The 24731-nt window shown below is 55.4% G+C and carries 26 protein-coding genes and 1 pseudogene; 16 read left to right on the top strand and 11 right to left on the bottom strand.

Annotated elements, in window-relative coordinates; genetic code table 11:
- Nucleotides 1-104 precede the first annotated feature (104 nt).
- From HBUT_RS01765 to HBUT_RS01740, 6 genes are all read left to right on the top strand, one after another.
- Nucleotides 105-989: an ABC transporter substrate-binding protein gene (locus tag HBUT_RS01765; RefSeq protein WP_011821525.1), complete on the top strand. Its 885-nt coding sequence runs from the start codon at nt 105-107 to the stop codon at nt 987-989.
- 19 nt (nt 990-1008) lie between these two features.
- Nucleotides 1009-1641: an ABC transporter permease gene (locus tag HBUT_RS01760; RefSeq protein ID WP_011821524.1), complete on the top strand. Its 633-nt coding sequence runs from the start codon at nt 1009-1011 to the stop codon at nt 1639-1641.
- A 6-nt stretch (nt 1642-1647) separates the two neighbouring features.
- A complete protein-coding gene (locus tag HBUT_RS01755) occupies nt 1648-2322 on the top strand; it encodes an energy-coupling factor ABC transporter ATP-binding protein (RefSeq protein WP_011821523.1) in 675 nt (224 codons plus the stop codon).
- A gap of 217 nt (nt 2323-2539) precedes the next feature.
- A complete protein-coding gene (locus HBUT_RS01750; protein ID WP_011821522.1) occupies nt 2540-2764 on the top strand; it encodes an AbrB/MazE/SpoVT family DNA-binding domain-containing protein in 225 nt (74 codons plus the stop codon).
- Nucleotides 2755-3144: a type II toxin-antitoxin system VapC family toxin gene (locus tag HBUT_RS01745; protein WP_011821521.1), complete on the top strand. Its 390-nt coding sequence runs from the start codon at nt 2755-2757 to the stop codon at nt 3142-3144. The genes HBUT_RS01750 and HBUT_RS01745 overlap by 10 nt, the downstream gene beginning before the upstream one ends.
- A 27-nt stretch (nt 3145-3171) precedes the next feature.
- Nucleotides 3172-4236, top strand: a complete 1065-nt coding sequence (locus tag HBUT_RS01740) for a TRM11 family SAM-dependent methyltransferase (RefSeq protein ID WP_011821520.1) — start codon at nt 3172-3174, stop codon at nt 4234-4236.
- Nucleotides 4237-4321: 85 nt separating this feature from the next.
- Here the strand turns inward: HBUT_RS01740 and HBUT_RS08815 are convergent, their stop codons facing one another.
- Both HBUT_RS08815 and HBUT_RS09970 read right to left on the bottom strand, forming a co-directional pair.
- Nucleotides 4322-4792 carry an archaellin/type IV pilin N-terminal domain-containing protein gene (locus HBUT_RS08815; RefSeq protein WP_011821519.1) on the bottom strand — a complete coding sequence of 157 codons (471 nt, stop codon included), beginning with the start codon at nt 4790-4792 and terminating at the stop codon, nt 4322-4324.
- Nucleotides 4793-5145: 353 nt separating this feature from the next.
- Nucleotides 5146-5271: a hypothetical protein gene (locus tag HBUT_RS09970; protein ID WP_267195210.1), complete on the bottom strand. Its 126-nt coding sequence runs from the start codon at nt 5269-5271 to the stop codon at nt 5146-5148.
- A gap of 188 nt (nt 5272-5459) precedes the next feature.
- Between HBUT_RS09970 and proC the strand changes: the two are divergent.
- A pseudogene (gene proC / locus HBUT_RS01730) lies at nt 5460-6275 on the top strand (pyrroline-5-carboxylate reductase); the annotation flags it as partial.
- Here the strand turns inward: proC and HBUT_RS01725 are convergent.
- Entirely contained in the window at nt 6272-7429 is a 1158-nt protein-coding gene (locus HBUT_RS01725) for a radical SAM protein (RefSeq protein ID WP_011821517.1), read from the bottom strand. The pseudogene proC and the gene HBUT_RS01725 overlap by 4 nt on opposite strands.
- A 1275-nt stretch (nt 7430-8704) precedes the next feature.
- On the opposite strand from HBUT_RS01725, the gene HBUT_RS01720 reads away from it, so the two are divergent.
- The 7 genes from HBUT_RS01720 (at nt 8705) to HBUT_RS01690 (ending at nt 15604) form a co-directional block, all read left to right on the top strand.
- Nucleotides 8705-9949, top strand: a complete 1245-nt coding sequence (locus HBUT_RS01720; protein ID WP_011821516.1) for a thiamine ABC transporter substrate-binding protein — start codon at nt 8705-8707, stop codon at nt 9947-9949.
- On the top strand, nt 9925-11508 hold the full coding sequence (locus HBUT_RS01715) for an ABC transporter permease (protein WP_011821515.1): 1584 nt from the start codon (nt 9925-9927) through the stop codon (nt 11506-11508). The genes HBUT_RS01720 and HBUT_RS01715 overlap by 25 nt, the downstream gene beginning before the upstream one ends.
- 84 nt (nt 11509-11592) lie before the next feature.
- Entirely contained in the window at nt 11593-12150 is a 558-nt protein-coding gene (locus HBUT_RS01710) for a PIN domain-containing protein (RefSeq protein ID WP_011821514.1), read from the top strand.
- A 659-nt stretch (nt 12151-12809) separates the two neighbouring features.
- Entirely contained in the window at nt 12810-13325 is a 516-nt protein-coding gene (locus tag HBUT_RS09760) for a hypothetical protein (RefSeq protein WP_228546750.1), read from the top strand.
- A 208-nt stretch (nt 13326-13533) separates the two neighbouring features.
- Nucleotides 13534-14304 (top strand): glycerophosphodiester phosphodiesterase, encoded by a 771-nt coding sequence (locus HBUT_RS01700; protein ID WP_011821512.1) that lies wholly within the window; start codon nt 13534-13536, stop codon nt 14302-14304.
- A 47-nt stretch (nt 14305-14351) separates the two neighbouring features.
- Nucleotides 14352-14603 carry a hypothetical protein gene (locus tag HBUT_RS01695; protein WP_011821511.1) on the top strand — a complete coding sequence of 84 codons (252 nt, stop codon included), beginning with the start codon at nt 14352-14354 and terminating at the stop codon, nt 14601-14603.
- 101 nt (nt 14604-14704) lie between these two features.
- Nucleotides 14705-15604, top strand: coding sequence for an MBL fold metallo-hydrolase (locus tag HBUT_RS01690; RefSeq protein WP_011821510.1), 900 nt, complete (start codon nt 14705-14707; stop codon nt 15602-15604).
- A gap of 363 nt (nt 15605-15967) precedes the next feature.
- Here HBUT_RS01690 and HBUT_RS01685 read toward each other — a convergent pair whose 3' ends face one another.
- From HBUT_RS01685 to HBUT_RS01650, 8 genes are all read right to left on the bottom strand, one after another.
- The gene (locus tag HBUT_RS01685; RefSeq protein WP_011821509.1) at nt 15968-16660 is read right to left on the bottom strand and encodes a 16S rRNA methyltransferase; all 693 of its coding nucleotides are present in this window, start codon (nt 16658-16660) and stop codon (nt 15968-15970) included.
- 35 nt (nt 16661-16695) lie between these two features.
- Nucleotides 16696-17385 carry a helix-turn-helix domain-containing protein gene (locus HBUT_RS01680; RefSeq protein WP_011821508.1) on the bottom strand — a complete coding sequence of 230 codons (690 nt, stop codon included), beginning with the start codon at nt 17383-17385 and terminating at the stop codon, nt 16696-16698.
- A 657-nt stretch (nt 17386-18042) separates the two neighbouring features.
- Nucleotides 18043-18222, bottom strand: coding sequence for a hypothetical protein (locus tag HBUT_RS01675; protein WP_048061383.1), 180 nt, complete (start codon nt 18220-18222; stop codon nt 18043-18045).
- Between the two features lie 220 nt (nt 18223-18442).
- Nucleotides 18443-19543 carry an NAD(P)/FAD-dependent oxidoreductase gene (locus tag HBUT_RS01670; RefSeq protein ID WP_011821507.1) on the bottom strand — a complete coding sequence of 367 codons (1101 nt, stop codon included), beginning with the start codon at nt 19541-19543 and terminating at the stop codon, nt 18443-18445.
- The gene (locus HBUT_RS01665) at nt 19540-19956 is read right to left on the bottom strand and encodes a CopG family ribbon-helix-helix protein (RefSeq protein WP_228546775.1); all 417 of its coding nucleotides are present in this window, start codon (nt 19954-19956) and stop codon (nt 19540-19542) included. Before HBUT_RS01665 ends, HBUT_RS01670 begins: the two co-directional genes overlap by 4 nt.
- Before the next feature lie 14 nt (nt 19957-19970).
- Nucleotides 19971-20405, bottom strand: coding sequence for a hydrogenase maturation nickel metallochaperone HypA/HybF (locus HBUT_RS01660; protein WP_011821505.1), 435 nt, complete (start codon nt 20403-20405; stop codon nt 19971-19973).
- A gap of 2 nt (nt 20406-20407) precedes the next feature.
- Complete coding sequence (gene hypB / locus HBUT_RS01655) at nt 20408-21088, bottom strand: hydrogenase nickel incorporation protein HypB (RefSeq protein WP_011821504.1); 681 nt, start codon at nt 21086-21088, stop codon at nt 20408-20410.
- A gap of 53 nt (nt 21089-21141) precedes the next feature.
- Nucleotides 21142-21564, bottom strand: coding sequence for a hypothetical protein (locus HBUT_RS01650; protein ID WP_011821503.1), 423 nt, complete (start codon nt 21562-21564; stop codon nt 21142-21144).
- Nucleotides 21565-21649: 85 nt separating this feature from the next.
- Here HBUT_RS01650 and HBUT_RS01645 point away from each other — a divergent pair, with 85 nt between their 5' ends.
- Nucleotides 21650-22801, top strand: a complete 1152-nt coding sequence (locus HBUT_RS01645) for an Ldh family oxidoreductase (RefSeq protein WP_011821502.1) — start codon at nt 21650-21652, stop codon at nt 22799-22801.
- A 536-nt stretch (nt 22802-23337) separates the two neighbouring features.
- A complete protein-coding gene (locus HBUT_RS01640; protein ID WP_011821501.1) occupies nt 23338-24678 on the top strand; it encodes an ABC transporter substrate-binding protein in 1341 nt (446 codons plus the stop codon).
- Nucleotides 24679-24731: the final 53 nt, after the last annotated feature.

Here is a 24731-nt window from a genome sequence, read left to right as displayed (position 1 = left end):
TAATAATTATTATTAGCAAAGGTCGTTATCCGGTACTAGGTAACGGATAAATATTTGCAGGCTCTGCCCGCAGAAAATGGATGGTGGTAGTGCGCAGCCGCACGATGGCTATTGTAGTGCTAGCAGTTGTCCTACTCGCATCAGCTATTGTGGCATACCAGCTCCTCCCGGGCAAGGATACGGGCAATGTGAGGGTTAGGGCGACAACAACCACGAGCCTCTATGCTACGGGGCTGCTGGAGTACCTGGAGCAGGAGTTCAGGAAGACGCATCCGAAGGTGGAAATAGACTTCATACCTGTCGGTAGTGGTGAAGCTCTAAGGAGAGCTGCGCAGGGCGACGCTTGTATAGTGTTTGTCCACGCGCCAAGCCTAGAAAAGGAGTACATAGAGAAGGGCGTTATAGAGGATGGGAGGATATTCGCCTACAACTACTTCATAATCGTGGGCCCAGCTGATGACCCTGCGGGTGTGAGGCGGGCAGTTAACGCTGTAGATGCATTCCGGAGAATATACGAGGCGGGAGAGGCAGGCAAGGCCAAGTTTGTGAGCCGAGGCGACAACTCGGGCACACACGTGAAGGAGCTGAGCATCTGGAGGATGGCTAGCCTAGACCCTCACGGGAAGAAATGGTACCTGGAGGTTGGCGCTGGTATGGCTGACACGCTCGTGAGAGCTAACGAGCTGGGAGCCTACACGCTAAGCGATATAGGCACCTACCTCAAGCTCAAGAAGGATGGACGTATACCAAACCTCGAAATACTCTACAGTAACAGCATGGAGCTCATAAACATCTACAGCGTATACCTGGTCAAGAGCTGCCAGGGCGGGGAGAGGAAAGCTGCTGAAGAATTTGCAGAGTTTCTAGTTACACACCAGGACCTCATAGCAAGCTATGGTGTCGAGAAGTACGGCCAGCCACTATTCTACCCAGCAGAGGGCCACGAGGACGAGCTAGCCAGGATATGGCAGCAGCTCGCAGAGAGCTAAGCCGGGGGGTTCCCCTGGGTTGGGGGAGCTCGGAGACATCGTTTTTAGAAGCATATACGTCTCTGGAACAGCGACGCTCCTAGCCTCGCTTTGGAGTATACCACTAGCTTATCTCATCGCGTCCCGCCGTAGACTCCAGGCTCTCGCCCCCATCCTAGAGGCCCTTGTGGGTATTCCGACTGTTCTCGTGGGCCTCCTACTGTACATGCTGCTGAGCCGCTCCGGGCCCCTCGGATTTCTAGACCTCCTCTATACGCCCCAAGCAATAATAATCGGGGAGGCGGTACTCGTAACGCCCCTCGTTACAAGTGTTGCATACCGCGTGCTAAGGCACGGCTTCGAGGTATACGGCGAGCTAGCATATAGCCTTGGCGCAACAAGTAGGCAGGCAATGATCACGGTTGTACGGGAAGCATTGCCGGGTCTCGTAGCATCGGTGGTAATGGGGTTCTCCCGGGCTATAGGCGAGCTGGGCGTGGCATTCATGGTTGGCGGCAACATTAAGGGATACACCAGGACGCTGACCACAGCAATAGCGCTAGGCGTCTCGATGGGAGAGTACGAGTTCGCAATGAGGCTCGGCGCGGTACTCCTCGCAATAACGCTCCTCGTCTCACTCGTGGCCAGGCTTGTGCAGAGGCTGTGGGCGTGAAACGCCTTGATACGCGTTGAGAACGCGTGGTACAGCTACGATGGGCGGCGCTGGGCTCTACGCGGCGCAGGCATCCGCGTTGAGAGGGGCGAAATAGTCGCGGTAGTCGGGCCGAACGGCGCGGGAAAGACAACCCTGCTCAAGCTGGCAGGCCTCCTACTAAGGCCGCAGCGTGGCACAGTACTGGTAGAAGGACGTGACCCGTGGCGTGATGGCAGCCTTGTGCATGCACGGAGAGTAGTAGTCTACGTGCATGAGAAGCCCATAATGCTCCGGGGCACGGTGCTAGACAACATTGCCTACGGGCTGAGGCTCCGTGGGCTAAGCCCCGAGGAAGCCGAGAGGGAGGCCCGCCGGGCAGCAGAACTGCTCGGCATAGCTGGGCTCCTACACCGCAGAGCCAGGGGCCTCTCCGCGGGCCAGGCGCAGCTAGTAGCGCTAGCCAGGGCGGTAGCGGTCAAGCCACACTACCTGCTCCTCGACGAGCCATTTGCACACCTAGACCCCCCACGGCGTGGAAAACTCGCGAAACTCCTAGAGGAGCTAGCAGGGGAAGAGACAGGCATAGCGATAGCCTCCCACGACACCTACCTGCTCTCAAAGATAGCAAGCCGAGTAGTCTACGTCGAAGAGGGTGTAACGCGCGAAGCAGCGAGCCTAGACGAGGCATACAACAGCTAGCACATACATACTCCCGGACCCCCAGGCGGTAGCGTGGTCTTCTCGTCTCGCCGCGTCTATCTACACGTCCCTGTCCAGGTCGAGCCTTCCGTATGCCGTATAGCCGTGGATAAACATGTAGTGGTTGAGCAAGCTCGAAGGCTCAACCTAGAGGTATGGTGTCCAAATCAAATATATATGCTGGCAAGCGGGTCCGACCATACCTTGGGCTATTGGCATGCACTTCCTAGTAAAAGTTGGCCGTAAGGGGCAGATTACACTGCCAAAGGAGGCTAGGGACATGCTTGCGATACGGGAGAATGACTATCTAGTGCTCCGCGTCGAGGATGGCAGGATAGTCATCGAGAAGCCCGAAATACCGGAGCCAGGCGAGCCCGTGGGAGAGGAGGAGTATAAGAGGCTCATAGAGGAGCTCGAGGAGATGAGGCGGAAATGGCGCTAGTGCTCGACACAAGGTTCCTCATAGCCTACACATTCCCACCAAGCAGCAGCGACCGCGACGCGCTACGCGTCTTCCTGCGCAGACTACTCCGCGAGAAGGCGGTGATACCATCAATAGTCCTGGCGGAGTACCTGCGCGTCGCCGGCAGGAGGCTCGGCATCGACGCGGCACTACTTAGGGCTACTCAGTTCCAGGACTTGTTCACGGTTCATCCTATAGGCGCTAGAGAGGCCGTGGAGGCGGGTAAGCTCCTAGCACGCTACAACGTGCCCGTGGCCGACGCTCTAATAGCGGCAGTCGCAAAGGCTCTACATGCAAGGATTGTAAGCAACGACAAACACTTCGAACTGATGGGCCTCGAAACACTCTGGTACAAGTAGGCGCTCCCGGGAGACGAGGGTGCAGCCGTGAAGCTCTACTATGCACTGCTGAGCGGCCTCCACGCCTCCCTCCCCCTCGCAGAGCTCCGGGGCATACTGGAGGCTGAGGGCTACCGGTACCGGATAGTAGAGGTCTTCGACCAGCTCGCAGTGTTCACCTGCAACTGCAGCAGCGTGGAACGGGTACCGTGGAGGGCAGGCCTCATACACGAAGCGGGGCTCGTCCTGGCAGCCTCCGAGCCAAAGGTGGACGATATTGTGGACTCCCTGCTAGCAACAGACCTATGCAGCAGCCTAGAGCCAGGAGACCGTGTAAGGGTCGAGTTTACACGGGTACGCGGCTACGCCAAGAAAGCGCTACCAGACAACACCGCGAGGCTCATAGCCGAAAAGATAACAGCCGCGGTGAGAAGCTGCGGCGTCGCCATGGACCCCCGGAACCCAACGAAAACACTACACATCATAGCAACCCAGGGCGCAGCAGTCGCGGGCCTACGGCAAGCAGTACAGGACAGGAAGCTCCTAGACAGCCACAGGCCGCAGAAAAGACCATTCTTCCATCCAGGCAGCCTAGACCCACGCCTAGCCAGGCTCTTCCTGAACCTCTCCCGCGCAGCCCCACCCGGCCCCTACCTAGACCCCTTCTGCGGAACAGGAGGCTTCCCCCTAGAAGCCCAAACCCTCGGAATACCAGCCATCTGCGGCGAGCTAGCAGACAAACTAGCCAACGGAGCCAAAACAAACCTCCAAGCATACCCCGGCAGTCAATACATAATCACCATAGCACAATGGGACGCAACCCAGCTACCCCTACGCGACAACAGCATACAGAGCATAGGAACAGACCCACCCTACGGAAGAAGCGTATCCACAAGAGGCAAAAAACTAGAAACACTCCTAGAACAATTCCTCCACGAAGCAGCAAGAGTACTCAAACCAGGAGCCTACCTAGCATACGCAGCACCACACTGGGCCGAACAAAAAGCCCTACAATACACCGAACAAGCAGGACTAAAACCACTAGAACACCACTACATGAGAGTACACGGAAGCCTAACAAGAATAATAATACTTGCAAGAAAGGAACATTGATCATAGTGTTGTATGTGAAGTAAAAATGTATTGTTGATTCTGTGCAAAATCAGCGGAAGGGTGCAGTACTATGTACTCCGGTACTTCATACTTGCGTTGATGTACCTTGTGAACTTGGTTGTGAACCCGTTTCTGCAACTATCACAGTACTTACCATATACCCGCTTTTCGTATAGACGATTACTTGGTAGGATGCTCCAGCAGTACAAGTGCTACTTATGGTAGCTTCTATTGTCGCATCTGAACCGCGTGTTAGCGTGTACTCGTCCACAGTTTGTCCATTCACAGTGAAGCTATCTGTTGTTCCAAGGCCTGCAATCTCAATCTTATCGATTACTGAATCTGCTGTACCCTTGTTCATTATATGTAGAATAGCTGTTGCACTAGATGTATAGCAATATAGCTTGGAATCCGGATAAATTATCAGTTGCTCTGTGCCGCTTGTTGTTGCGCCGAATAGTCCGGTAATCCAGCCGATGACTGCTATTGCTATTGCTACTGTTACTGCTAGGATGATTACGGTGGCTATTACGGGGCTAATTGCGCGTATTTTCATGTAGGATGCACCCCTCTATGCATATTTTACCTTGGGTTTATCTGCTCGTGTACCGATAAGATATGTTAGCTGTAATATAGTTTTAAACCTTTTGGCTGTTCATAAAGTATTAAACTAAAATCGGTGTCTTAGGTACAGTTGTACGCTCTGAGTTGTACAGTGGATCGTTTGGGGCTCAGGGCTCGGCTGGACTCGTCACCCCACAAGGGTAGGCATAATCCCTGGTTCGTCACAGCCCCCTGTTAACCTGGGGCTTATGCGTGGAGGGGTATGGGGTTTGTGTCTTAGCCTGCCTCACACGGTATGGGGCTATGGGATTTGGGTGTAGGGGCTGCCCGGTCTGGGGCTCCGTGTTAGCTTAGCTCTGCTTTCTGCTCTGCCTTGCTGTTCACTCCGAACCAGTGAGCTATGACTGCTGGGGTCATCCTGGCCTCTTTGTGCTTCTCCTCAGGCCTGGCAAACCGCTCACTGCGGCTCACGAAAACCTAGAAGCCCCATTGGTTTGTGTGACATGTGCGTCTATGTGTTGTTGTGTTTTGTTGGTTGGCTTGCTTTCTGGCTCCTCCGTAATTCATGATTTTTGATTGTGTGGTAGCGTTAGGGTTATAGCTTGTCGTATCGGGCGTGAGTTTACAGTGGTGCCCGGGGATGGGTCTTCCAGGGTGTTAGGGTAGCTGTTATTGGTGCTGGTAAGGTTGGTTTTGCTATTGCTCGTTCTCTGCGTGGCTGTGGCGCGTCTGTGGTTGCGACGGCTCGCAGCCAGGAGAGGCTTGTGTTGCTCCGTGAGGCTGGGTTGGAGGCTACCAGTTGTAACCGGTGTGCTGTCGAGAGTGCAGACCTGGTGTTCATAAGTGTCAAGCCCTACCACTTCCCCATTGTTGCCCGTGACATAGGGGGTATTGTTGCTGGCAAGCCGGTCGTCTCTGTGATGGCTGGTGTGCCTGTTTCGCTCCTACAGAAGGTGCTGAAGGGTGCTGAGGTCTACCGCGCTATGCCCAACTTGAACATACGGGTTGGGAGGAGCCTCACAGCCCTCTACTCTCCGCCCAACGCGAGGCACTACGGGCTCGTGAGGAGGGCCCTTTCCTGCTTTGGCACGGTGTACGATGTCCCGGAGGAGTTCATTGATGCATGGACGGCGGTGGCCGGGTCGGGGCCAGCGCTGGTCGCAGAGTTTCTCGACGCGCTCGTGCTGGCAGCGCTGGCTGTTGGGCTTCCGAGGAGTATTGCCCGGAGGGTGGCGGCGGAGCTTCTCGAGTCTACCGCGAGGTACTTGCTCGAGAACCCTGATGTGCACCCCGGCGTTCTCAGGGACGAGGTTATAACGCCGGCGGGTACTACGATAGCTGCTATTCGGACCCTCGAGAGCAGGGGGTTCAAGTCGGCTGTGATCGATGCCGTTCGTGATGCTACGTTGAGGGCGGGCGAGATAGCGCGGGAGATAGCGTCCATGCTGGATAATAGCCTGGGCGGCAGCGACTAATAGTAGTCTCCCAGCAGCCAGATGTTCCCGATGTAGACCTCTTTCACGCCTGCCTCGAGCACGGCTTTTCTCGCCTCGGCGGCGTGTCTGCGGCTGGTTGGCGGCAGGTCCCTGGCAAGGTAGTCGGGGTGGAATGCTAGCAGGACAACGGGTATGTTCACGCCATACTCCTCCATGAGGCCTGCCACGTAGCCCGCTATACCCCGGACCTCCCTAGCATCAACGTAGCCCGGTACGAGTAGTATGCTGACCACGAGGAGCGGTGGTTCCGGCCTCTCAGCAGCCATCTCGGCTAGCATCCTAGTATTCTCCTTCAACCTCTCAACAGCCTTGGCGCCGTCCACGCCGGTTAGCGCCTCGTATATGCTTGGTGTCCAGGCCTTCCAGTCAATCTTCACTATGCCGCCACTCTCCAGGCTCAGCCTCGCGGCTTGCCGAAGGACAGCGGGGTTTGCCAGGCCGTCGGTCTCCCAGCAAATCCTTTTAGGCCATTGACCCTTCTTTCTGGCCTCTTCAAGGATCCTCCTTGAGGCTTCTATCAGCATGGGCATGTATGGTGTTGGGTCCCCTCCGAAGTAGCAGACACATGTCACCCTCGGGTTGAGAGCCTCCTCTACAAGCTTCTCCACACTCATCACGTACCTAGCTGCTATCCTGCCGTGGGCTATCATCGTTTTGTGCTCCCAGTTCTGGCAGAAAATGCAGTCGAGCGGGCACCCAGCCATAAACACGGCTAGGTTATAGTAGCCCTTCTCAACGCCCCGGGTAAACGTGTACCGTGGATAGCCCCTCGACGTGCTGGCTGGGCAGACGGGTTCAGCGACACAGTTTGTTGGGTGGGGGTCGAGGTAAGTGTAGACAGCCAACCTGCCACGGCCGGTTATCGGCTCGAGCCTTCCGCCGCGGTTGGCCCAGATGCCGCAGTAGCCACGGCCACCAGGTGGTATCCTGCACTCGTTAACGCATAGCCTGCACGGAACACCACTAGGGTCCCTGGGTGGTTCGGGCGGTAACCCAAGCTCTCTCCTCCACCGGGCCCTCCGGCTCCAAACAAGCTCCAGGGCCTCCCCAGGATGCTGGCGCAGACACTCGGCGCAGACGCCGATAGAGGAGGCTACAAGCCCCTCGCGCCCGCAGAGCAGACAGCGCCCCAAGACCGGGTCAGCCCTCGCCACGAACCAGTAGCCTGGAAGCCAGGCAAGACTTGTGAAGTACCCTCATGGCCCTCCCTCATGCTCCTAGAAGCAAACCCTAGCACAGTAGACTTAACAGAGGCAAGCAACTGGCTCACTTTACTGATTGCTCTTTCGGCTCTATTTTTCCAGGCAGCTACTCCAAGTACACTCTAATAGCCTCGCCGATACCGATCCCAGCCTTCTCAAGCTTCTCCCTAACCTCCCTCCCTACCCGCACACTAATAACAACCGTAGGCAAACCCGTAGACACCAACTGTAGACACACGTACGGAGTACTAATACAGTCTTCCGCCCATGACCATAGAGGAGGTCTACCCCAAAGTGAGCTAGCCAGGAAGGGTTGATTGCTAATTCTCACAGCCAGCAGACGCGTCAAACCATCCTCGGAGGGCTTGCAGGATCCCACCGGCCTCCACGATAGCCTCAACAAGATACGGTAGCATTGCGATCCCTTCTTCGGGGCAGGGTTCTAGGTGTTGGGTTTTACCGGGCAGCTTCTCCGGGAGCTAGGAGCTAGGCGAGAAGCTGGAGTAACGCTAGAAGCTCATCCGAGAGCACTAGTACCGGAAGTGCATCGTGGTCGGGGGCTGCTGATAGCCGTGCTAAACGTGCTCTATAGCAAAAATAGCGGTCAGGGAGGATGGAGAGGCTTGAGGAAAAGTTGGAGAGACGGATAGCAGAGGTTGAGGAAAGGATAGACATGCTGATAGAACGAGGCATAGCCTCTTGGCGGTGATGTGGGTTACGCTAGCAGCTACATTCATTGCTGCTCCGTTAAAGTAGACGAGTGCCTCCCGCCTCCACCATCTCGGCGGGAGAGGCAAGGCAGCTGCAGAGTGTTGGAGAAGCATAGCATAGTGTAGTTCATCTTCTATCCTTCAGGGCTGTCCATCACGAAATAACTATTATAATCGTGTCGCTATAACGTTAGTGTATGTACATGCCTTGCTGTCTAGCCGCTACGCTCACTACACTAATCAGAAGGAGGTCATAGAGTATGCCTACAATGGGGGCAAATGAGAAGGCTAGATGCTAGACTTGGTAGGCCTTATTATCATGAGACTGGTTTTATGCGTACACTGCTCTGCAAGAGCGGCATAGGTGCAGCGTCAAGGAGGTGGTATTGGTTACTCGTTGATGTTGTTAGGGAGGTACTTCTGGCCCACTTCTTGCCTAGGAGAGGGTTATTGACCCCCCTATCACTTTGTTATTGCCAGCTTGGGGTGGCTAGGTGTGACGGGTAGGGCGGTCTACTTCCTAGCGGGGGTTCTGGCAATTCTCCTTGTGGCTGCGCTCGCGGTCTACGTGTCCTATCAGCGTAGTGGCGTTGGCGAGGGAACGAGCAATAGCAAAACCAACCTTACCAGCACCAATAACAGCTACCCTAACACCCTGGAAGAGCCATCCCCGGGCACCACTGTAAACTCACGCCCGATACGACAAGCTATAACCCCTAAGCCGGTTAAGCTTGTTGTCTACACTTATGATGATTTTATGGCGTGGGGTGAGGATGAGGAGCTTTTCGACAAGCTTGTCCAGCGCTTCGAGAACGAGACTGGGATAGACGTGGTGATATACCGGTTTGACGGTGCTAGGCAGATGGTTACCCAGGTGCTGAACGAGCTGGACCAGGGAGTGGAGACGGCAGACGTTGTGATAGGTATTGATCCCATCTTGCTGCAGGAGCTGAAGAAGCATAACGCGGTTGTGTGCTATCTGTCGCCCAGTGCTCCCCTGGAGGTTGCCAATGCGCTTGACCCGGATCATTGTGCGACGCCGATAGACTATGGATTGATAGCACTGGTCTATGACCCATCCCGGCTGACCGAGGAGGAGCTAGCTATGCTCCGCGACGGTGTAACCCTCGACGAGCTAGTGAAGCTTGCACCGCGTATTGTGGGCGAGGACCCGACCAAGAGTAGTACGGGGCTTAACTTCCTCCTCTACACTATGGCCCTATCGAGGCTTGAGGGGAGGGACTGGAAGGAGCTATGGCGCCAGCTCGTAGGGAATGGCATGATGATCGCGCCTAGCTGGGGTAGTGCGTACGACGAGTTCTTGAGGGAGGGCAGTCCCAGAGCCATAGTTGTAAGCTATGGCACCGACCCTGCATACAGCGCCTGGTACAGCGCCAAGGAGGGTGGCGCTGAGGAGCCCTCGGTTAACGCCACGGTGCTAGCAGCGGGTGGGAAGAGGCTCGGCTGGATGCAGGTCGAGGGCGTCGCGATTATACGTGGTGCAGAGCTTGATGCTGCCAAGAAGTTTGTGGACTGGCTGCTCAGCGAGGAGGTGCAGCGCGAGATACCGGCAAGCCAGTGGATGTTCCCAGCGGTGGATGTTAGCCTGCCGAGCTTCTACAAGTACGCGCTTACGGCCAAAGACGTGGACGGCATGGCTAACAGTGTTCTACCGCCAGACGAGATATACGAGTCCCTCGAGGTGTGGCTGAAGGATTGGCTCAGCATAGCTGGGGGCTAGCCTGGAACCCCCTCGGCCGCCTATGGTGGCTACTAGCGCTAGCCGCCTGGCTAACCGTCGCCGTCTATACAGCCCCTATTTTCATCTCCCTAGCCTACTCCTGGCCCCCACGCTGGGAGCCACCGTTCAAGCTATCCTGGGTGCTGGGCTGGACCCTCCTCCAGGCAGCTCTCAGCGCCAGCCTAGCCATCCTCGCGGGATGGCCTCTAGGCGTGCTCGCTGGGTTCTACCGCTCGCGCTCCGCGAGGGCTGCTGTTGTCGCTAGCTTGGCCCCGTTCATGTCCCCGGTGGTCGTGGTTGCTCTGGGACTCAGGAGCCTCTACGGGCCAGGCGGCCTGCTGGGCGGAAGCCTCCCACAGCTACACTTCATGGCCCAGGGGTGGACGGGCGTCCTAGCACTGCACAGTTACTTCAACATAGGCCTCGCCGCGGCGCTCACCGCTGCGGCTGCAGCCTCTGTCGAGAAGAGCGTGGTGGAGCAAAGCCTCCTCCTAGGCCTCCACGGCCCTCGGCTCTGGCTCCGGCTCCTCATACCCGCGACGGCCCGTGCAGCAATCTATGCCTGGGCGGTAGCCTTCCTCTACTCCTTCGCGAGCGCCGGGCCCCTCCTCGTTGAGGGTGCAGCCTACCGCTACTACACGCTCGAGGCGTGGCTCTACACGCTCTACTACGGGTTTCCCAGCCTCCGCGGCCTAGCAGCACTATTAGCGGTCGCTGAGCTGGGCCTCGCCGCGCTCTTGTCGGCCACGGTGCTCCGGCTGGCGAGGGGCCTTGCAGCTCTCCCCCTCGCAGCCCGCGGAGCTGGCCTCATAGAGCCTCGCGGCGCCGGCAAGGTGTTTGCCGTGGCATACCCTGTAGCTGTAATAGCCTACCTATACGCACCCATGGCGGCCCTAGCCCTGGAGGCCTCTAGGGCCAACTCGGCATTGCTGGCAGAGCTGGCTGGTAGAGGGCCAGGCCTAGCCGGCGCAATAGGCAATAGCCTCCTCTACGCCACAGCTACAATATTCATCTCCCTAGCGCTCGGTGTTGCTGCCTCGGCCAGCCGTGCCCTAGCCGTGGGCACACTCTCGCTGATCGCGGTAGCACCGGTAGCCTATGGTGTCGCCGCGACAATAGCCTACTTTAAACCGCTAGCAGCCCACATGGGAGTAGATGCAGCCTCGAGAGTCCTCATAGTTGTTGCACACACGGCGGCGGCACTACCCCTGGCAGGCCGGAGCCTCGCCACTGCATGGGAAAGGATGCCCCGCGAGGTTGTAGAGACGATGCTGCTCATGGGGCTCCGCGGCCTAGCCTTCCTCCGTCACTGGCTGGCAGCAGCACTACCAGCAGCCATGATGGCTGCGGGCCTAGCGGCGGCAGCGAGCCTCGGAGAGTTTGGCGCAAGCATAGTGGTATCCGTGCCGAGCACGTGGAGCCTCACAGTCCTAGTCTACAAGCTCTACGGTGCAGGCCGCTACTTACCCGAAGCCTCGGCGGTAGCACTCATGCTCGAGGTGCTAAGCCTTACAGCCATAGCAGCATCATATACAGCCTCAAGGCGCCTCACAAGATAGGCATAGTCTATACAGCTAGACCGGAGACCGGATACAAGCTCTGGGAAAAGCTAGTTACGGGTACCCGGCGGGCAGCGTACGTGTATGGAGCTTGCACGGCACGGCTCTGCTGTGCTAGGTGTTGGGGGCTTGGGTATTGTCGAGTCTGCTGTTGTTGATACAAGTGTGTTGCATGCCTACCTGGCAGCCGATGATAGGCTGCACGTTGCTGCTAAGAGTCTAGTCTCAGCTGTAAAGAAGCTCGTCGCGCCCGCCATAGTTGTACACGAGCTTGTTTGGAGTCTCCGGCGCCGCTATGACAGAGTAAGGGCTACACAGCTTGTCCTGGGCCTGCTAGCAGCCGGGGTTATCGAGGTTGTACCGGTAGAGCGTGAAGACATAGAGTTTGCCCTCTCAGACCTCAAGTACTACTACGACCTCCTCGTACTGTCTGTTGCGAAGAGGCTAGGTCTCCCCCTGGCAACGCTTGATGGTGACATGATAAGATTAGCCAAGAGGTATTGTATCCCCCTGGTAAACCGTTCACCTCGGAGCGGTGGGTGTCCGCCCCGAGGCTCATCACGGCGACGCTCTGACCCCCTCACCGCAGGTGTACCTTGCGGTTCTCGGGAATCGGAGCCCACAAAATTCACGTATGTTTGAGAAGACTTATAGGGCTTTCCAGGGGGTGTATACCCCTAGAAGGGGCTGATGAATCTACCCGACTATATCACATAGACATACCATTTACGGTTAATGGAGAAAATGCCAGGTTAGTTTGGTATACTGCTTGGTATTCTAAGCTATGTGCACATAGGTTGCTAAACGATGTAAAGGAGAACGAAGTGCTGGTTGAGTTGCCGCAGGCTAGTCTCCTCAGGTATGCTCGCAAGAGATGCTATGAGATACTGCCAAACCGTAGATACATAGACGGGATAGCGACACTAATGCACTCGACACCCAAAAGTGCAAGGAAGCTAGGAGTAAATATACAGGATATAGAGCTTAAAACCGTGGCTACTATTCCAGAGCGAAGCCGAGAAAGAAAAGAGAGGAAACCTAAACATAAGGCTTCTATCACCGGACAAAGCTGAAATTCTAGTGCTAAACCATGAAAAGATGCCAGAAAGAATAACTCTGGCTTTAAGAACACCTAAGGGATTTGCAAAGGTACTAGGGGCGCTCGTAGAAAAGGGCAAACAGACGTGAACTAGGATATCCCGCTAGAATTGTAATCAAGGGAATACAACTTCTACACTAATGGTATGCATCTGTACTGCGGTCTACAAGTCATGGCACCATATAGTCTATACCTGGATGTCATGAAGAGATACGAAAATCCTATTGGAGAGCACATTGGTGGAGTAGATGTCAATGTTGATAGGCTGAACCTCGCCATAGTTGATAAGTATGGTAGACTAAGGGATGTAAAGACATTCTGGTTTAGAGAAATAACTAGCCGTGGATATAGAAGAAAACAAGCATGGACAAAAGTACACCAAGCCATACACAAGCTTTTAGATTACGCGTACCAGCACGGGGTTTCGGTCATAGCCTTAGAGAGCCCAAAGATAGTCGGCCACCTCAAATACTACTGGATAAGAAACAACACCGATAGAGGCTCAAGAAACTATAATTACAGGAAGGCGATATTTAGGAACAAGATTATAGAAGTAACAACCTATAAAGCCCCACTCTACAGTATAAAGGTGATCCACGTAAACCCAAAAGGTACGACAAGCTCTAGGGAACATGGTGAAGTAGCGAAGAAATATGGACTGGATAAGCACGTTGCATCAGCCTATATGGTAGCCCTAAAAGGACTTAAACAACTCTAAAAACCTTCACTAGTGTTTCAGCCTGCGGGACAAGGTAGCTTGGAGGAGAACCTCATGTCGCGGAAGAGGCTACGGGTAGACCGCCACACGGCCAGTGCAGTAATCATAGCAATGATAGGCCTAGGCATTAATCTTCAAAACTAGTTAGAGGTTACGCAGGGCCGGAACAGCCTCTGCCCGAGGAGGAGGCGCGGCAGGCTTGGCATGTATGCCCCTACTGCTCGGGCATCGCGCCAATACACCGCGCTGGATCCGGTCATATCTTCGCTGCGCGGATGGCGTAGAGATTGATGTTACGCTCCACAATGGAAGACTCGTAGCTAGCCACATACTACCAGATACTAGGCCCCGCCTTCTAAGGGAGAGGCTTGCAAGGCTCCTGGAAACAATCCATTTGAGCGGCCCCTATGGGCTAGAGGATCTCGTTTCTCTCGTGCCCCCTGAGTCGGCGATACTCTTCGACCTAAAGACAGCTAGGGCTGCACACCAGCTTGCAGGCTTCCTAGAAGGCCTTAGCCGTTCCAGCCTGGTCATGGTGGCCACGAGATGGCATAGTCTTGTTGGCTTATTGAAAACTGATGGGGTACGTGTGCTGCTAAGCCTCGATAGCAGGCCTGCTAGGCCTGTAGAACTCGTAGAAGCAGCTGGTGCTGACGGGGTTTCCGTGAGGGCGGAGTACATTGATGAGGAGTTTGTGGAGGAGCTACACTCGCACGGCTACCTAGTCACGGCCTGGACTGTAAACATGTCAGGGGAAGCTGCGAGGCTCCAAGCCTACGGGGTAGACGTGATTGTCACGGAGTACCCCTGCGAGCTACGAGCCCTTGCGGGAAGATGCAGGAAGAGAATGGACTGGCCGTCCCGATGGGGTGCCAGAGTTCTCGTTCAGAGGCCAGCGATGGCTGAAGCGGTAATGCCTGCTAGTCACCCACTTGGCCCCACCTATGGAGCACGTCAGGCAGCCCGAGGCGGTGCCTAATTAGGGCTAGCCCCGTCACGGAGCGAGGCTCGGAGGGACGAGTTGCAGTGAGCGGCGAGGCGTACGAGTGCGAAAAGCCGCCATGTCTCCACGTTGTCGTGGACTACCGTAGGAAGAGGTTTGCAGTCTTCCTCGAGACAGCCGACGGAGACCTAATACACATCCCTGCAGAGCGTATTGAGGATGCCTACAACAAGATAGTAGCTCTACGCTCGAGAAGATTCCGGGAAGCAGTTGGCAGCGAAGTAGACGAGATAGCCGAAGACATACTCGGCGCGGTACCCGTCGAGGAAGAGTAACCTCAGCCTCCCGCCTCTCGACCAAGCGTATCGCTTCCGATGGCTTCCACCGTGCTTAACTAGCGTTCCTCCGTGAAGTAGCTATGGGTGGGTGTCAGGGCATGACTGAATTGTTGATGGTAGACTCTACTCCTTCCGTCTTCGGGCTAAGGTTTATAACGACCTACGTGCTGCGCATTGGCGACAAGCTTGTGGTTGTTGATCCAGGGCCTGTCGTAACGGTAGAGTGTCTTGTTCGGAAGATACTGGAGCTGCACCCTAGAAGTGTTGAGGTGGTGCTCACCCACGTACACATAGACCATGCTGGTAATACGGGTCATCTTGTCCACAGTCTCCGGGCCCGAGGGGTGGAGGTGAGGGTTTGGGTTCACCCGCGCGGTGCCCGGCACATAAGGGATCCTTCGAGACTGTGGGAGGCTAGCCTTGCAGTTCTAGGGGAGACTGCGAGGATCTACGGTGAACTCCTTCCCGTTCCCCGCGAGGCTGTGCACGAGACACGTGATGGCGAGGAACTAGTGTTGGACGGCGCAAGGCTAGTCTTTGTGCATTCTCCGGGCCACGCTAGCCACCACCAGAGCATACTTGCAGTGGTAGGTGGCAGCCGGGTGCTCTTCACCGGCGACTCTGCAGGCATTTACGTGCCCGAAACCGGTGGGCTGGTGCCGACAACCCCCCCGCCATTCCACCCCGACAAGTACATGGAGAGCCTCGAGAAGATGGTCGCCCTCAAGTCGTCAAGACTAGCCTTCACCCACACTGGTGTTGGGCCGGCATCCCTTCTGGAGGCGCATCGCGAGCAGATAATGCTCTGGCTGGCTTTAGCCGAGGAGGCAGTAGCCGAGGACACGGAACTCCGGGAGTTCCTGGAAAAAGTGCTGGCCAGGGATCAGCTAGCCAGGCGTGCCTACAGCTACCTATCCAAGAGCTCCTACACGCTACAAGCCATGCTACACACAGCACAGGGCGTAATGGAGGCTGTGAGGGAGAAGGGGGTTCGGTGAGGTGTCCGGTCACCACGGCCCCTAGACGGGGCTCTGCGGAGGTGCATCCCCAGGGCTCCACATCCCCAGACAGGATTGTAGAGGTATTGTTGGCCGCCCGGGTAAAGGGCTCTCCCCTTGAACTATAGGGTCGGCGAGTGACGAGTACCAAGAGCGCAGCCGTTCCAGCTTCTCGATGCAATTCTCCAACTTATCAACCCTACATTCTAACTTGTCAAGCCCCCCTCAATGCTGCTGATCCCGTTTTTCTAGCTTAACGGCCCGCTCCTCTAGCCCTACTATGTGCTCCTCAAGCCTAGCCGTCTTTTCCTCAAGTCCTAGCTACATGCAGCAGAAACGTAGCAGCTTTTGCCCGCCAGGGGGCTAGGAGTGTATGAGTCCTAGCAGCTTCTCAGCAGCACAGAGCACCAGGTGGGCGACGGTCCACGATTTGAGCGGCCGGCCAAAAGCGAGGCTATAGGCTCGTACCGTCTTCCTCAGTGTGCTCCTCTTGAAGTCGCCCCTGGGGAACATGCCTATGCCGATGGGGAGCCCGGACTCCAGAGCATCAGACACTACCTGGGCCGGCGTTGCTGGAGTACCCCGCTCCCATAACAGTATTATCCGGCCATGCTTCTCCACGAACTCTCTTAGACTACCAGCCTCGAGCCATAAGAGTGGCTTGTCTGAGCCTGGCGGTACACGGTTGTAGCGGAGGAGCTGGGACATAATCCTCTTAAAGCCTTCGAAGTGTCTTGGGGGCCGCAGCTCTGGGTGTACTGCGAAGACACGGCCGTCGTAGACGTGTATGTATAGCTCTAGGCGGCCTTCAAGGTTGAGTAGCGAGTCCACAAGCAGCATGAGGGTGATATACACTATGTCTGGGCGGCCCCTCTTCCACTTCTGGGGAAGCACCGCCATAGCATGGTAGTGGAGTCTCTTGTCGAGAAGCATTTCGCTAGGTTCAACTCCATACTTCCTAGAGGATGACACGACCTCGGGATGCTTCCATAGCTCCCTGGGTACAAGCTCGAGAGGGGACTCAAGGAGCACAAGCTTCAAGCGCTGGCTAGCCACACATCACCAACCCTCATAGCTATAGACGCTCCAGGCTAGCCGTTAGCTATCCCCCACCGTGTCGCCCGGTAACGATTACCCACCTTCTCAGCTAGCCCCCTAGCCACGAGTTGTTGAAGCTTCTTGTGCACCTTAGACTTAGACATAGAGAGTATGTAGGCTATCTCGCTCACGCCTGCCGAGCCCTCCTTAAGGGTCTTCTCCACTAGTACGCGGAGAACATGCTGTCCCGTTGCGTCGAGTACAGCAGGGAGTAGGTTGCCGGCATCTTCTACAACCTCGTTTTCAGGTTTTGAGAAGTATATCCTGACAGACAGTGAGGGATTGTGATAGGCTAGTATGAGCGCTGCATAGGCTAGCGCGGTGTTTACGTGTGGTGAGCCACAGCAAGCAGTAACATAAACTGCTTTTATATGCTCGCCACGAAGGGATAAGCTGTCAGCCAGCTCGAGTACAGAGCGACGTATCTCATAGACCATGCTGGGAATACCATGAACGGAAAGTCTTATGCTTCTTGAGATGAAGATTGCGCCAGCTAGCTCTGCCAGCTTCCTAATGGTCTCCAGCGCCTTCAGCGTAGTAGGTGGAGGCTTAGATCCCGTAGACTCAGCAAATACAAGCACAGCCATGGGCTGTAGCCTTAATACACCCCTAACAATGTGACTCTCATCATTACCCAACGCTGCCACGTAGATGTAAGGGTTTAGCTCGGCATGGAGATCCAAGGTGTCACCTCCTCTATTCTCACATCACTCATACCCCACAGTTGCAAGCATCTTTGCGTGGTATCGCAGAGTTACACGATACTGCTACGGGCCTGAAGCCGTGCTTCACCCTTGACTAGATGAGTCTAATTCAGAGCATTAAATGCTTCTTCCGCTAATTAAAGAGCTACGCGGCGGAAAACAATTATATGATTTAACCCCCTTACACCTCCCATATACACAGAATAACATGAATGCTAGTGCACCATATAATAGTTGTACCCAATACTTGTAGAATGTGCATATACCTAGAGCTATGCTCTCAGTGCACGCGCGAAAAGAATTACCACGACAGCACGTAGCAGTGTCTACTCCACATAGGCCTCAAGAAGGAGTTCTGGAGCAATCTCAGAAACAAGTCACTTCCCCTGCTATCTGGAGACCCGTGGCCTCCTAGTCTTCACACAGCAGCTATTGTCGGGGCTCCGAATGAGGAATGCGTAGAGCTTATAGTCCCACGGGGGACAGGATCTCAGCCCCTTTGCACGGTAGGGCTCGGCTGGTGTCGATGCCCTACTATTTAGCGTTCTGTATGTAGAAGTACACCTCAACGGACTCGACATAGAAGCCGCGTCTAGTTCCGATTCCTGAGCTCAGCCGGTAGCGTTGTATGGAGCCCTATAGGCCTAGCAGAGAGAGCTGTGGCCTTGGCCCTGGGCTGACCTTGGTCTCAACGCTGAAGACGCTAGTGTCAACGTAGAGGCGAGCCTCGACACCCGCGCAGCCACAGTCGCCTAGAATCCTCATCAGCTTCAGAGCCCTAGCCTCAGTCGCCCCAGCGGTCTCGCTACCTTGCACCGAGGCAACGCTGGTGCAGCAACCCGGAAACTGGCACCACATACAATGTCGCTAAACACGTTGTACTCGATTTGGCCTCCATGTACAGTTACATACAGAGACTTCTCATCAAGCATGAGACGTTCCAGCTCAACACCTTGAGTTGTATTTGGCTCCGGAGGAGGTTTCAGGCGGCTTCCCAATATGAATCAATGGTTTGGTCTATCCTCTTGCCTTGGTTTCATGCTACTAGCCTTGACTGGTAGGCTCTCCTAACCCTCTCGTGGTACCATGCCGGCAACCTAGTCTTCAACGCTATGTTCTTGCCTAGTGCGAGTATGCAGTCCGCCTTGCCAATGCAGACTCCGAGAAGTGGCCGGCAAGTCGTTATGAACGGCTTGTAGGGCTTGGGTTTACCTCCGTTCAGCCCAGCTCTGAGGTTTGATACGGCATGGCGTGCCATCCTGATTGCTTCACGTGCAAGCTTGAGTGGAGGACATTGGGCCTGGTAGCTGGCAGCATCGCCTGCCACGTATAGCCTCCTATACCCCTTTGCCCGCAGTGTCTCGTCCACAAGTATGAAGCCTGCCTTCCCGAGGGCGGTATCCTTTTCGAGCTTGACATCTGGGCCCCCTATCCCTGCTGTCCAGGCTATGGCACAGCCTTGACAGCCCACCTTACTGCCATCCTCGAGTTCGACGTGGTTTTCTGCTACGCGTACGACTCGGCGGCCTAGTACAAGCTCTACGCCAAGCTTTTCAAGTAGCTCTCTTGCAAGTTCTGAAGCGCGCTGGTTGCCTAGTAGTGCCAGGGGCTCGCTAAGCATGTCTATGAGCCATATCTTTAGGGGGCTCCCTACCCGCCTCGCCCACAGTGCGACTTCTCCCGCGAGTTCCACACCAACGGGGCCAGCGCCAACGATTACTAGGCCATCTATCCTGTCGAGGAGCTTTCTTATGGTCTCTGCGTCCTCGACGCTGTAGAGGGTTATGCTGTGCTCGGCGGCACCGGGCACGCCGTAGAATGCAGGCCTAGCCCCGAGCCCGGCTATGGCGTAGTCGTAGTCTATCCTCTCGCCGCCTGCTACGAGCCAACCGTCGCCGAGAACCTCTACGGGCTTCTCGATGACGGCGAACCCGGCCCGCCTGGCATAGGATTCTATGCTCCAGAAGACCTCCTCGACCCGATACCGCCCAGCAGCCAGTGCTGGGAGAAGCGGGAGGAATACCATTTGTGCCCTTGCAGTAACCCAGATGCACTCGTAGCGGTCGCAGAGGCTCGAAAGGCTGGCAACAGCTTCTACCCCCGCAAATCCTGAACCTACTACCACGATGCGGGTCAACCTTGCACACCACGTGTAGCAGCTGCTGGGGCAGGGAGGAGGGCGGGCTGGACAGCTAGTACTCCACGGAGCCGTGTGAGCTTCTTGTAGAGGTCTTTAATCCTGCCGGGTTCCCCTTCAACAACCACTATCACGGCTATGTAGGATGCTCCGAGCCTCCGATATAGTACAGCCTCGACAACCTCCTCGGCGTCCTGCAGGGCCTCCTGGATTTCGCTGCCATGCTTGGCCTCGGCTAGGAGGTGCAGGACACCGGTTACGGGGCCCTGGCTGCTCCACCAGGTGTTGAAGGCTATGAATAACTCTACGGCGTCCCGTATAGCTTTTGAGATACTCGGGTAGCCCGCGCGCTGGGCTAGGGAGACAAGCTTCTCGTAGAGTTCGTCGGGTAGCGAGACACCAGTCTTGACCACCAAGGAGTTCTCCCCTACCCCTTTTCCTCGTCTGTCTCTATGACTACGCTGTGCAGCACTACACCCTTCCCCTCAACTATCTCCACATCGGTGCTGCCACAGCGCGGGCACCGGAGGTACTTGACTACAACGTCGGGGTGTATGTGGACAAGCGTGGCGAGCATAGGATCGTCAGCTATCCTTTTGACGTCCTCGTCACCTACCTCCCACTCGTAGCCGCAGTGGGGACAGCGAAACCGGGGCCTCACAGTCTCAATCTCTACCTCAGCGTTCTCCGCAGGAGTGTCGCGGGATACTACGCTTAGTGCAAACCTTAGCGCCTCGGGATCCACGAGGCTTAGCATCCCAACGCGTATCCGTATCTTCTCGACCCTACGAGCGCCAGGTGTGGAACGGAAAACATCCTCCACTGCTGCAAGTATGCTGAGGGCAATACTTGTCTCGTGCAAGGCTAGCTCCTCACCATAAACTTTTTGAGCACACGGTATAGCTCGTCAATGCCCTGCCCTGTCTTCGCGCTGGCAAGCACTATTGGCGCTTTGGGGTTTAGGGTGCGGGCATCGCTGACCATCTTCTCGAGGTTTACACCCACTATGGGTGCAAGGTCAACCTTGTTTATTACTATGACATCGCTCACCTTCGTGCTGAGCGGATGCTTTACAAACTTGTCCTCGCCCTCAGTGACATCGGCCACCATTATTCTTGCATGGGCTCCGAGGGGGAAGTTAAATGGGCATATGAGGTTCCCAACATTCTCTATTATCATTATGCGGAGCTTGTGGAGAGCCTCGGAGCCCCCTAGTGCCTTTATCGCCGCCTCAACATGGGGGACTTCTAGGTGGCATGTGCCACCAGTATTGATCTGTACGTGTCTTACACCGTATCTGGCTATCCTCTCGGTGTCAAGTGTTGTTGCTATATCGCCGCCTATGTAGGCTATCTCCTCGGGCCGGTACTCCTCGAGCATCTTCTCCACGAGTCTCTCTATAACACTGGTCTTTCCGCTGCCTGGACCCCCGAGGAACTCATAGACAGTTACACCAGCCTCGTCGTAGAGCTTCCGGAGCCTCTCTGCAAGCCGTGCATTCTCCTTGATTATGTCCTTTCCAAGGAACCGGACGGCTTTAACCATATGCGGGTGCACCTCTCCCTGAGAACCGGTGTTCATAAACGAGGTTAAAAATGCTAAAGAACACCGGTAGCAGCGTGTGCAGCAACCCTATCAAGTAGAGAATCTAGCTCCCTCTCAACACGCAGCGAGCCTTTAGCAGAGCCTAGCAATATGCCGTTTGATGCATAGGCTATCACCGATGGACTTGCAATAATGTTGTAAATCATGAATAGCCTCCTTGCATCGGAGTCACTGCAGACCCTCCTAAACCTTGTACATACGACCAGCACTAGGCCGACAGCCCCGCTGTTAACTAGGCCTGCTAGCTTGGAGAATATACGTTGAACAATATCGTTGCATGCATGCTGGCAGAACACGTTGACGAAGACTAGAATGGTAGCCTTTCCTCCTTCCCGAAGCCCTCGGACCCAGCCAGCTCCAGGCTGGTAGGTGTAAATGCCCTCAGCTAGCTCGGGGCAGGATAGAGTCTCCGTCATATGTTTGGCTCCCGGCTGAGGCACTAGCAACTGGTGTCACAAGGCTTTAACCCCGGATACATTTGGGCTTAGTGTGGTGGGCTTTTTGCACCCCAAGTTCTACGAGAAGGAGAAGCCTGTACCCCCAGAGGAGTATGTGCGTGTTGACCACGAGAGCCTCCGCAGCTGGGTCTCAAAGGTCTTCCAGGCCCTAGGGCTACGCAGGGACTACGCCGACATCGTGGCTGACAACCTGGTGGCAGCAGACCTTATGGGCATCAGCAGCCACGGCGTACAGAGGATCCGGAGGTATGTTGGCGGGATAAAGGTTGGCTCAATAAACGTAAACCCGGACATAAGGATAGTACGGGATATGGGTGCGGCAGTCCTCCTCGATGGCGACAATGGACCAGGCCAGGTGGTAGGCACCAAGGCCATGAACATTGCTATCGAGAGGGCCAAAAGGTATGGTGTTGGTGTTGTGGGTGTCAGAAGGAGCCACCACTACGGCATAGCCGGCTACTATGCCCTCATGGCAGTTGAACATGGCATGATAGGGGTGTCACTCACAAACGCTAGGTCCCTCGTAGCATACGTAGGCACACTCTCCAAGTATCTGGGCACAAACCCGATAGCAGTAGCTGCGCCCCGGAGGAACCCGCCACCATTCCTCTTTGACGCCGCTACGAGCACAGTGCCAGTGGGGAAGGTAGAGATCTACGCTAAGACCGGGAGGTCCGTGCCTCATGGCTGGGCTGTCAGCCTGGAGGACGGCAGGGAGCTGACCGGTGACGCAGCACCAATCCTTGAGGCGATAAGGAAAGGTAGGGCAGCACTACTACCCCTCGGAGGCCTAGCAGAGGAAACGGGCGGCCACAAGGGGAGCGGCCTGGCACTAATAGTAGAGCTGCTGGCGGGCGTACTAACTGGCGCAGCCTGGGCAATACATGTCCGAAACACCACCGACCCGCAGCCAGCCAATGTGGGCCACTTCTTCATGTCGATAAACATCGAGGCATTCATGTCACTCGAAGAATTCTACGACAGGTTCGAGAAGATGATAGAGGAGATCAAGAGTCTGCCCAAGCACCCACAAGCGGACAGAATATGGATACCCGGCGAGAAAGCCTGGCTAACAATGGAGACTAGGAAGAAGATCGGGATACCACTACACCGCAACGTCTTCAACGACCTAAAGAAGCTCTCAGAGGAGCTTGGATTAGACTTCACAGTAAAGGTCCTAAAGGAGACGGCCTAGAGAAGTTAATCAACCTCCTTCCGGTTGCAGCACGTGGCGGACGCAGCTAGTAAGGCTAACTCATTTCACAACAGCCGCTGTGTGAGGAGTAGCGCATCTCGCCCCTCGGTTGTTTTTCACTGACGAGATGCTGTGCAACAATACCGGCGGAGGCTAGGAGGAGCTAGGCCTAAGACCGGGATCTAGGCTCGAGCTTTTGCACCGGGAGAGCCGCAACGTGTTTTTGGCTGCAGCACAGCGTTATGGCGGGGGTAGCTGGCAGCTGCAGGCTAGACCTCGCCGGCTCTGAGACTATTTGGTCATAGCCTACCATATGCAGGGACTAACATAGGCGCGATATAACCAAACGATAACTACTTCGATAAAATATCCGGGCTAAAACGTGTATCTAGTGCTACTAGCCTAACTATCATCCTAACCATCATTCTATCATTGTGTCCCTAGTTTACACAGTATAGATAGTGTGCATCTCTAGCTTGTTTCACGGGAAAGCAATATAACTGGTTTAATTGGAATTAACATGGTGGAGGATAGTCTTGTTACGAGCCCAGGCTAAGACCTCACTCATAGTAGCAGCCATAATAATCATAGTTGTCCTTGCAGGTATTGCGGTCTACTTTGCTACTAGGCCTACCACAGAACAGCCAACACCACCGGAAAAGCCTGAAAAGATAGTGTGGGCTTCGACGCAGCTAGTGCCGCCCAAGGAGCAGGCCTTCGTGAAGGATCAGTTGCTGCCAAAGTTTAAGCAGGAGACGGGTATAGACGTGGAGTTTGTCGGTATAAGCTATAGCGACCTGGTGCTGAAGCTTGAAAGCGAGATTAAGGCTGGCAAGGTCACAGTAAGCGTTATCGCGGATCTGCACGGCGGCCTAGACATGTTTGCTAGCAAGGGCTGGCTAGAGGATCTCCGGAAGTTCCCCCAGCTTGAGGGCAGGACGTTCCCCAAGATACTTGAGGACTACAGCTACCTCCATGGCATAAAGGCCTACGTGCCATGGCTCACGGCAACCTATGTAATGGTCGTCAACAAGAAGGCGTTCGACTACCTGCCTGAGGGCCTAACACCTGACGACGTGATCAAGGGTACCGAGAAGTGGACTTATGATGCCCTACTCGCCTGGGCCAAGAATATCTACGAGAAGACTGGGAAGAAGCTGCTAGGCTTCCCAGCAGGCCCCAACGGGCTATTCGTAAGATTCCTCCATGGCTACCTCTACCCGGCCTTCACCGGGGCACAAGTAGAGAACTTTGACAGCCCAGAGGCCGTGGAGATGTGGAATTACCTCAAGCAGCTATGGCAGTATGTGAATCCAGCGAGCACAACCTGGGATGCCATGGCCGACCCACTGCTAAGAGAGGAGGTTTGGATAGCCTGGGATCACACGGCAAGAATAAAGGACGCCATTACCACTAAGCCAGACCAGTTCGTTGTAGTGCCAGTGCCTCGTGGGCCGCAAGGCCGCGGCTTCATACTGGTGATAGTCGGTCTTGCAATACCGAAGGGTGCGCCTTACCAGGATGCAGCCTGGAAGCTCATAGACTATCTAACGAGGCCAGAGACGGAGGTCGAGATACTCGAGAACGTAGGCTTCTTCCCAAGTGTCCAGGAGGCTTCTGGCGCAGTACCAGAGGGCCCACTAAAGATACTAGCTGAGGGTGTTAACAAAATGCTAAACGCCCGGGACGCGATAGTAGCAATGATACCGAGCCTAGGTGCTAAGGGCGGCGAGTTTAAGCAGATCTACCTGACAGCCTTCGAGCAGATAGTACTACAGGGCAAGGACCCGGCAGAAGTAACAAAGGAGTTGAAGCCAGAGCTTCTCAAACTCTTCGAGGAGACCGGCGCGCCGCTGCCACCACCGGATAGCGGCTAAGAAGGGGGAGCCCAGTAGTATCCTCTGGGGCTGGGAGGGTCTTGCAGCGGTCC

The organism is Hyperthermus butylicus DSM 5456, from assembly GCF_000015145.1.
Lineage (GTDB): Archaea > Thermoproteota > Thermoprotei_A > Sulfolobales > Pyrodictiaceae > Hyperthermus > Hyperthermus butylicus.
Note: the sequence above shows the minus strand (reverse complement) of the source record. Positions and strands in the feature narration are given on the sequence as shown.

What these genes read in the sequence shown, in the direction of transcription:
- HBUT_RS01765 (WP_011821525.1), top strand. Translation starts at nt 105, where the DNA reads ATGGCTATTGTAGTGCTAGCAGTTGTCCTACTCGCATCAGCTATTGTG.
- HBUT_RS01750 (WP_011821522.1), top strand. Translation starts at nt 2,540, where the DNA reads ATGCACTTCCTAGTAAAAGTTGGCCGTAAGGGGCAGATTACACTGCCA.
- HBUT_RS01745 (WP_011821521.1), top strand. Translation starts at nt 2,755, where the DNA reads ATGGCGCTAGTGCTCGACACAAGGTTCCTCATAGCCTACACATTCCCA.
- HBUT_RS08815 (WP_011821519.1), bottom strand. Translation starts at nt 4,792, where the DNA reads ATGAAAATACGCGCAATTAGCCCCGTAATAGCCACCGTAATCATCCTA.
- HBUT_RS01710 (WP_011821514.1), top strand. Translation starts at nt 11,593, where the DNA reads ATGGAGCTTGCACGGCACGGCTCTGCTGTGCTAGGTGTTGGGGGCTTG.
- HBUT_RS09760 (WP_228546750.1), top strand. Translation starts at nt 12,810, where the DNA reads ATGAAGAGATACGAAAATCCTATTGGAGAGCACATTGGTGGAGTAGAT.
- HBUT_RS01700 (WP_011821512.1), top strand. Translation starts at nt 13,534, where the DNA reads ATGCCCCTACTGCTCGGGCATCGCGCCAATACACCGCGCTGGATCCGG.
- HBUT_RS01690 (WP_011821510.1), top strand. Translation starts at nt 14,705, where the DNA reads ATGACTGAATTGTTGATGGTAGACTCTACTCCTTCCGTCTTCGGGCTA.
- hypB (WP_011821504.1), bottom strand. Translation starts at nt 21,088, where the DNA reads ATGGTTAAAGCCGTCCGGTTCCTTGGAAAGGACATAATCAAGGAGAAT.
- HBUT_RS01650 (WP_011821503.1), bottom strand. Translation starts at nt 21,564, where the DNA reads ATGACGGAGACTCTATCCTGCCCCGAGCTAGCTGAGGGCATTTACACC.